Source organism: Rhodococcus sp. NPDC057014, assembly GCF_042673295.1.
Classification (GTDB): domain Bacteria; phylum Actinomycetota; class Actinomycetes; order Mycobacteriales; family Mycobacteriaceae; genus Rhodococcus_F.
The window spans coordinates 1-4,544 of sequence record NZ_JBHUSF010000483.1; the positions used below are offsets into that span (position 1 = coordinate 1).

Sequence of the window (4,544 nt, forward strand, 5' to 3'; positions counted from 1 at the left end):
GTTTCGAGCAATCGACGGGGACCCGCGGCGCGTCGCCGTCACCTATGCTCGTTTCGATATCTTGGTACTAAACAGATGAGACCCTCGAGAATCCAGGAGGTGCGCCCGGTGACGCAACGCCCCGTTCCAGACCGCGATGCCGTCGACGACATCGTCGACCAGTGGGCCCACCAGTGGCCGGACCTGGATGTGAGTCCGTTGAAAGTGCTGGGCCGCCTGCACCGTTCGTATCTGCGGTACCAGTCGTCCCTCGCGGCGGTGTTCGAGGAGCACGGCATCAACATGGCGTCGTTCGACGTCATGGCCGCCCTCCGACGTTCGGGTCCGCCGTACCGGATGACGTCCGGACAGTTGGCGGAGTCCGCCCTCGTCACCACCGGGGGTGTGACACTGCGCGTCGACCGTCTCGAGAAGGCGGGCCTCGTGCAGCGGGAGCGCGACGCCGAGGACCGCCGCATCGTGCACGCGCAACTCACCGACGAGGGGCTGCGGGTGATCGAGAAGGTCGCGGAGGCCCACTTCGCCAACGAGTCCCAGATTCTCAGCGGGATGTCGAAGGACGATCAGGCGGCGCTGGCGGAATTGCTCCGCAAGCTCGAGCACTCGATCGTCGAGAACCAGGACCCCACCGCCTGAGCGGAAGACTCAGCTGGCCGCGCGGGCGGTCAGATCGGCGACCTCACCGAATCCGATGAATCGTTCGGAGGCCGCCGTCATCTCCACGATGAAGCGTCGCTGTTCGTCGGGTGACGCACCGATCAGGCGTGCCGCACCCGTCCACTGCGCCTCGGCCAGTTTCCGGGCGAGTTGGGCGGGTTCGGCGCACGGCGTCGCGATGCCGGCCTGGTTGAGCCGTTCGATGAACCGGATGTACCGGCCGAGGATCCGGTTGTGCGCCGCCTCGAGCTGTTCACCGATCACCGGGTCGACGGCGGCGCGGTCCTCGATCATCGTGAACAGCCGGCCGCTGCTGTAGACGGTCTCGATGAACGCCGCGGTGGCGGCGCGCAGGACGCAGCGCGGGTCCGCGTCCGGCGGGACCGGGATCCGCTGAGCCTCGACGAACGTGTCGAACACCTCGGCGGCGACGGCGCGGAAGGCGTCGTCGCGGGACGCGAACCGGGCGGCGAACTCGGCCTGCGACACCCCGGCGGCAGCGGCGATAACCGCCTCGGTGGTGCGCTCGTATCCCAGTTCGGCGAAGCACCGCCCCGCCGCCTCGACCAACGCAAGCCGACCTCGATCGTCACCGTTCGTAAGCACCGCTCACGCCTCCTCGCACCCGGCCGGCGCCCGACGTGTCGGCCGTCACACATTCTTAGTTGACATTTCGTTCACGTCAACCCGCGCGACCCTACGCCCCCTGGAGCGCCTTCGCCTGGGCCTCGGCCTGCGCCCGGTAGAGCCTGCGGAGCCGGATGACGCCGAGGTCGTGCTGGTACAGGTTCTCCGCCTGATCCGCGTCGAATGCCATCGCCTCGAGCATGGTGCGGTCCTGCTCGAGCACCACCCAGTGCCGCTCCTCCAGCTTGGTGCGGTACAGGAACCGCCAGACGTCGCGCTCCCAGCCCTCGACGCGGCGGTAGCGCCAGAAGAACACCGCGGTGGTCTCGGCGTCGATCGGCGTTCCCATGCCGACGATGCCGAACGACCCGCCCGGGCCCGCGGTCGGCGGGTACGGGATCTCGAGGTCCACCCAGTCGATGCCGGTCCGGCAGAATTCGACCCAGTCGAAGTTCACGCCCCGCTGGTCGGTCTTCTCGAAGAAGAATCCGCGATCGGTTTCGCGGATCCGGAACTTCGCGGACGTCTCCCCGCCGAACATCGAATGCGACTCCCGGTGCAGGAACGCCCCGTGCATCGGGTCGAGCAGGTTCTCCAGTGTGAACCGCCACGGCGCCTTCCACTCCGCGTAGCAGAGGAAGTGCGAGATGCCGTCGTCGGTGAGGCGCTCGGGCAGTTCGAGGGGTGCGGGTTCGGCGTCGGGGTCGGTGCCGAACCAGGCGAGCACGGCGCCGGCCACTTCCCGCACGGGCAGGCTGGTGACGAGCCGCTTGCCTTCGAGGTTGCAGCCGGGCATCCCTGGGACGGAGACGACGGTGCCGCCGCCGTCGACCTGCACGCCGTGGTACTGGCAGGCGACGCGGTCGCCGAGGTGCTGCCCCTGCGACAGCGGGGCGCCGCGGTGTGGGCAGCGGTCGGCGAGCATGCGGAGGGTGCCGTCGGACTGACGGAACAGCAGCCAGTCCTCACCGAGGCGGCGGATCTTCTTCATGTCTCCGCGCGCGACGAAGTCGGACGGGCACACCGCGTGCCACTGGTCGCGCATCCCGGTCGCGAAGATCTCGTCGCCGGTCAGTGCCGCCTTGTGCAGTCGGTTCACCATGGTCAGGCCCCCATCTTTCGGATCTCGTCCGTGAAAGTGTCGGTGGTCCAGGCGTCGCCGCCGGGACTGTGGATTCCGAGGGCGTTCAGACCCTTCACCAGGCCTTCGAGGTGGTGCACCCCGGTGCCGAAGACCTCTTCGATCGCACCGGCCAGTTTCCGTTCGTACGGGGTGGGCGCCGTGCCGGACTGGCGTGGTTGCAGATACAGGCTCATGGTTCTTCCCTTCTAGAGATCCAGCACGAGCTCGTCGGAGCGGGCGCGGGAAACGCAGATCATGATGGTGGTGCCGGACTCCTGCTCGGAGCTGGAGAGCAGGGAGTCGCGGTGGTCGGGGGTGCCGGCGAGGACGCGGGTTTCGCAGGTTCCGCAGATGCCTTCGCGGCAGGAGTTGGGGACGTCGACGCCGGATTCCTCGAGGGTGTCGAGGATGGTCCGGTCGGGGGCGACGGTGGCGGAGATGCCGGAGCGTTCGCAGATCACGCGGACGGGACGGTCGCCGGCGAGGGTGTCGGCGGGGATCTCCTTGGCCTTGAACCGTTCGAGCCGGATCGCGCCGTCCGGCCAGGAGCCGGCGTATCCCTCGACCGCGCCGAGCAGACCCTCGGGGCCGCAGGCGTAGACGAGGGTTTCCGCGCGGGCGGTGCCGAGGATGCCGTCGAGGTCGAGGATGCCGTCGGTCTCCTCCGTGACGACGTGGACGCGATCGCCGTACGGGGACAGTTCGTCGAGGAACGCCATCGAGGTGCGGGCGCGGCCGCCGTAGTGCAGTTCCCAGTCGGCGCCCATGCGTTCGGCCTCGCCGATCATCGCAAGGATCGGCGTGATGCCGATTCCGCCGGCGATGAACACGTAGCGCGGTGACGGCAGGAGTTCGAAGTTGTTGCGGGGCGCGCTCACCGACAGGTTGTCGCCGGGCCGCAGCGTCTCGTGGACGTGCCGGGAGCCGCCGCGGCCGGTCACCTCGTGGAGGATCGCGACGCGGTATCCGGTCTTGTCGTCGGGGTCTCCGCAGAGGGAGTACTGCCGGATTGTCCCGCGGTTCAGGTGCAGGTCCAGGTGGGCGCCCGGCGTCCACCGGTCGACCGTGCCGCCGTCCTGCCGTTCGAGGCGGAGCGAGACGACGCCCGAGGACTCGACCCGCATCTGACGCACCATCATGGGGACGGTGTCTGCGTCTGTTGTCATCGCTCACTCCCAAGCTCGACCCGAAGGCGTAGTTCCTTAGTGCTCAATAATTTAGCACTAAGATGTATTCTGCGCCACAGTCGAGGGGAAATTTCCGGGTCGGCTATTCGGCTTCGCGGTACCGCGCGGCCTCCGCCGCCATCCGCTCCTCGTACGCCTGCGCGAGATCCCGCAGACTCCGCACACAGTCACCGGTGAACACCGGCGCGTGCATCGGCGCCAACAGCAGCGGTTCCAGATCGGCCAGCGCCCGGATCGTCGGCCCGAGCGCCGGTGTCAGGCACGTCGCGCTCCCCATGTCCTCGGCCGCGATGGCCGGGCCGACGATCTCTTCCTCGGTCGTCGTGGGGTGATGGCCGAACGCGGTGAACAGGTCGCCGCAGAACAGCGTCTGCGTCGTCTCCTCGAAGATCTGCCCGGCGTCCCACCCGTGCGGCACGTGCGGGGTGTCGAGGTGACGGACCCGCCTGCTGCCCGTCTCCAGCACATCGCCGTGCTGCAGGGGACGCGGCGCGCGATCGGCCAGGTCGTTGACCTGCACGAAGCAGCCCATCGCCCCGTGCGCGACCTCCGCGTTCGGCGCGGCCGCCAGCCACGAGTTCATCGCGCCACACTCGTCGGCCTCGACGTGTCCGAACGTGATCCACCGCAGCCGGTCGAGGGGAATCAGCCGGCCCACCGCCTCGGACACCGCCGGGAACAGGGCACGCTGACCGGTGTGGAACAGCAGCGGGTCCTCCCCGTCGACGACGAACTGGTTCATGATCAGGTTCGGCTCGTCCAGATACGTGGACAGACGGTAGATGTCGGGAGCGATCTCGGTAATCGTGGTGTCCATCCCTGGCTCCGATCACGTCGCGGTGTCGTGAGATCCAGCCTTCTCGGGACCGCGGCGGCGCGCAAGAGCACGCGGGTACGGCGGCGCTGCCCCGACAGAGACGTGGCGGGCCCCCGCCCCCCCCGGGGGGGGC

The 4,544-nt window shown here is 68.7% G+C and carries 6 protein-coding genes; 1 reads left to right on the plus strand and 5 read right to left on the minus strand.

The window, feature by feature from the left end; genetic code table 11:
• Nucleotides 1–75: 75 nt before the first annotated feature.
• The gene (locus tag ACFTZB_RS43280; RefSeq protein WP_378441798.1) at nucleotides 76–636 is read left to right on the plus strand and encodes a MarR family winged helix-turn-helix transcriptional regulator; all 561 of its coding nucleotides are present in this window, start codon (nucleotides 76–78) and stop codon (nucleotides 634–636) included.
• 9 nt (nucleotides 637–645) lie between these two features.
• Here the strand turns inward: ACFTZB_RS43280 and ACFTZB_RS43285 are convergent, their stop codons facing one another.
• The 5 genes from ACFTZB_RS43285 to ACFTZB_RS43305 form a co-directional block, all read right to left on the minus strand.
• Nucleotides 646–1,263 carry a TetR/AcrR family transcriptional regulator gene (locus ACFTZB_RS43285; RefSeq protein ID WP_378441800.1) on the minus strand — a complete coding sequence of 206 codons (618 nt, stop codon included), beginning with the start codon at nucleotides 1,261–1,263 and terminating at the stop codon, nucleotides 646–648.
• 91 nt (nucleotides 1,264–1,354) lie between these two features.
• A complete protein-coding gene (locus tag ACFTZB_RS43290) occupies nucleotides 1,355–2,386 on the minus strand; it encodes a Rieske 2Fe-2S domain-containing protein (protein ID WP_378441802.1) in 1,032 nt (343 codons plus the stop codon).
• A gap of 2 nt (nucleotides 2,387–2,388) precedes the next feature.
• Nucleotides 2,389–2,601, minus strand: coding sequence for a recombinase-like helix-turn-helix domain-containing protein (locus ACFTZB_RS43295; RefSeq protein WP_378441804.1), 213 nt, complete (start codon nucleotides 2,599–2,601; stop codon nucleotides 2,389–2,391).
• 12 nt (nucleotides 2,602–2,613) lie between these two features.
• Nucleotides 2,614–3,573: a PDR/VanB family oxidoreductase gene (locus ACFTZB_RS43300; RefSeq protein ID WP_378441806.1), complete on the minus strand. Its 960-nt coding sequence runs from the start codon at nucleotides 3,571–3,573 to the stop codon at nucleotides 2,614–2,616.
• A gap of 103 nt (nucleotides 3,574–3,676) precedes the next feature.
• Complete coding sequence (locus tag ACFTZB_RS43305; RefSeq protein ID WP_378441808.1) at nucleotides 3,677–4,411, minus strand: MBL fold metallo-hydrolase; 735 nt, start codon at nucleotides 4,409–4,411, stop codon at nucleotides 3,677–3,679.
• Nucleotides 4,412–4,544: the final 133 nt, after the last annotated feature.

Coding starts and splice junctions, on each gene's coding strand:
- ACFTZB_RS43290 (WP_378441802.1), bottom strand. CDS start 2,386: ATGGTGAACCGACTGCACAAGGCGGCACTGACCGGCGACGAGATCTTC.
- ACFTZB_RS43300 (WP_378441806.1), bottom strand. CDS start 3,573: ATGACAACAGACGCAGACACCGTCCCCATGATGGTGCGTCAGATGCGG.
- ACFTZB_RS43305 (WP_378441808.1), bottom strand. CDS start 4,411: ATGGACACCACGATTACCGAGATCGCTCCCGACATCTACCGTCTGTCC.
- ACFTZB_RS43295 (WP_378441804.1), bottom strand. CDS start 2,601: ATGAGCCTGTATCTGCAACCACGCCAGTCCGGCACGGCGCCCACCCCG.
- ACFTZB_RS43280 (WP_378441798.1), top strand. CDS start 76: ATGAGACCCTCGAGAATCCAGGAGGTGCGCCCGGTGACGCAACGCCCC.